The organism is Protofrankia symbiont of Coriaria myrtifolia, from assembly GCF_900634755.1.
In the GTDB taxonomy this organism is placed as follows: domain Bacteria; phylum Actinomycetota; class Actinomycetes; order Frankiales; family Frankiaceae; genus Protofrankia; species Protofrankia coriariae.
Genome location: NZ_CAAAFS010000336.1, coordinates 3,180 through 5,818, shown reverse-complemented (window position 1 = coordinate 5,818; position 2,639 = coordinate 3,180). Strand labels below are relative to the sequence as shown.

Genomic DNA, 2,639 nt, shown 5'->3' with positions numbered 1-2,639 from the left:
AGCCGATACAGCGCAGGGGGAACGGGGCGCTGAGCGGGCCAGGAGTGGGTTCGCTGCCGCGGTAGACGGTGTCGAGGAGGGTGACGCTGATCTGGTCGGCGAAGCGGGGGACGGTGATGTCGGCGAACTCCTGGGCGGTGCGGTCGACCTCGAGGGCGCTGCCGATGGCGGTGGTGGCCTCGTTGAGCAGGGTCAGGCGTTGCTGGGCCCAGTACTGTTCGCTGATGTCGATGGCGGCGGTGAACACGCCGTGGATCCGGCCGGCGGGGTCGCGGACCGGGGAGGTGCGGACCGCCCAGGCGCGTTTGCGGGTCTCGCCCTGCGCGCGGCTGAAGCTTTCGTGGCGGGCGGATCGGCCGGTGGCCATCACGTGGCGGAGATGGTCCCAGGTTGCCTGGTAGGCGGGGTGGGGTAAGGCGTCCATCAGCCGGTGGCCGCGCAGGTCGGTGTCGGTGTTACCGATCATGCGGGTGGTTTCGGTGTTCAGCCGGCGGATCCGCATCTCGGTGTCGACGAGCGACAGGCCGATCGGTGCCTGCATGAACGCCCAGTCGATCAGAGGCCGGTCGTCCACCGGTGTCTCCCCCGCTTCCCGCGGCTCCCGCGGGTCGCATGCCTGCCTGTCATGACACGCCTGCCTGTCATGAGAGGCCGAGGAAGGAGCCCGGACGGGTGCGAGGCCGGTGTGGAGCACGGCCAAGTACCACAGGGTGACAGCACCGGCGGCGTCCAGGAGGGGATAGGCGCGAATCCCCAGCGGGAGGATACGGCCGTCATGGTGACAAACGGTGACCAGTCCTTGCCAGCCCTGCCCGTGCGCGACAGCATGCCGGGCCGGCGGCGGCAGCGCATCGGCGAGCAGTGTGCCCACGGCCGTCCCGATGACCTCCGCCGGGGTGTAGCCCAGGAGTTGGTATGCGCTCTCGCTCCAGCCTGTCACGATCCCGTGCGCGTCCACCGCGGCTGTCACGCTGCCCCCTGCCAGGTGGACGTCCGAGCACCCCGCCAGCCGGTCGAGCGGTCGCTCATCGGACCGGTCAGCCGGCATGTCGGTACACGGTCTGTCACCGTTCATCGGATCCCGCCTTCGCATGAGGCCGTGGACGAACCGGCATCGTCTACACCCTACTTACCTCCTCATCGCCTTTTCATTTCCGTTTCCGGGCCTTCTTACCACCTGGTTCGCAGGTTCGGGCGCCCGCGATTCCGCGCGCTGACCAGCATCACCGGCATGGTTCGTGCACTTTCGCGCGTCGTCCCGCAACATGGCGTTTGACGGTCACGTAATGTGCCATTACCGCCACCAGGTGGTCGGCCGCTTTCGATGGACATATCAGGATGCCCGGCGGTGGGGGTGGATGGAGTACTGAGCGGGTAGGCGGGACTTCCGCTCGGCGTGACCGGCGACTCGCGCTGTCACGACCGAGATCCGCGCGGGCCTGCGCTGCCGCGAGATGACGGTGCGAGTGGCGCTCGCTGGAAGTCCGGCGGGGATGCTGGCCGGAGATCCGGTGGAAAGGGGGATACCGGGCACTGGGGCATGGCCGCCGTACGCCGCCGCCGATCACCGCCGGCGGCGTACGTTCTGTCCAGTCGTTCCGGGTCAGTTTCCGCCGGTGTCGGCATAACGACGGACAGCGGCCAGAGCCGCGCGGAGCGTCGCGGCATCGGCCGGTACTCCCGCCGCCGGGAACCCGTCCTGCCCGCTGGCCGAGCTTCGGTCGAAGTACAGGGTCGCGTAGGCGGCGGTGTCGCGCTGGAAACGCCACCCTTCGGAGAGCGGGCCGGCGTCGACGGCGTCGTAGCCGATCGCGTCCAGGAAGGCGGTCACCGCCGCTTTCGCGTCCGCGTCGTCCCCGGCGATCGGTAGGGCGCTGCGGTCGGGCGTCCCGGCCGGCCGGGCCAGCGACAGCAGATGCTTGAAATAGATGTTGTTGAACGCTTTCACGACCTTGGACGTTGGCAGGTGCTTCTGGAGGAGCTCGCTGGTCGTGGTCGATTCGTCGTCCAGCTCGGGGATCTGCCCGTCTCGTTGCGGGTAGTAGTTGTTGGTGTCAATGACAGTCCTGTTGGCAAGTGGTTCGACGGGCACGCTGCGGTAGACCCGCAGCGGAATTGTCACGACCACCAGGTCCCCGGCTTCCCCGGCCTGGCCTGGGGTTGCGGCGCGGGCGCGCGGGCCCAGCTCGTCGACCAGCTCCTTCAGCGTCTCAGGCCCTCGCGAGTTGCTCAGGACCACGTCATATCCGGCCGTGACGGCCAGTCTGGCCAGCGTGCTGCCGATGTTCCCGCTACCGATCAATCCAATGGTTGTCATATCCGGCCCCAACCATCAGCTCTCCGATCGGCATTCCCGGGAACGGGCCACCCTGGCGGCCCCTGGCCCGGCACCCGTTGCCGTGGCCGGGGCAAAAGCCTGCGAGCAGGATGAACACCTTGAAAACAGCACTGCCGGTGCGGTCTCGTGGGTGGCGCGGGTGGCGGCGCCGGGGAGGAGCGGCGCCGGGGAGGAATCGCGGGCGGCGTCCCGTCGCGACCGTGGACCGGAGCCGTACCGGTGGTGGGCAGGGCACGACACCGTCCGGTCGAACACGGGAGACATGGATGATCTTCTGGCGGTCGGCTGCCGTGTCCCGGCC

Annotated in this window: 2 protein-coding genes; both read right to left on the bottom strand. The window is 68.9% G+C overall.

Annotated features, from left to right (window positions below; translation table 11 throughout):
* Positions 1 to 1,048: PAS domain-containing protein (locus CM1CMNOD_RS19695; RefSeq protein WP_242625472.1), on the bottom strand; the 1,048-nt coding region annotated here is incomplete at its 3' end.
* A 555-nt stretch (positions 1,049 to 1,603) separates the two neighbouring features.
* Positions 1,604 to 2,317 carry an NADPH-dependent F420 reductase gene (locus tag CM1CMNOD_RS19690; protein ID WP_013875348.1) on the bottom strand — a complete coding sequence of 238 codons (714 nt, stop codon included), beginning with the start codon at positions 2,315 to 2,317 and terminating at the stop codon, positions 1,604 to 1,606.
* Positions 2,318 to 2,639 lie beyond the last annotated feature (322 nt).

Bases quoted from the DNA above. Each gene is read 5' to 3' on its own strand.
- CM1CMNOD_RS19690 (WP_013875348.1), bottom strand. From the start codon at position 2,317: ATGACAACCATTGGATTGATCGGTAGCGGGAACATCGGCAGCACGCTG.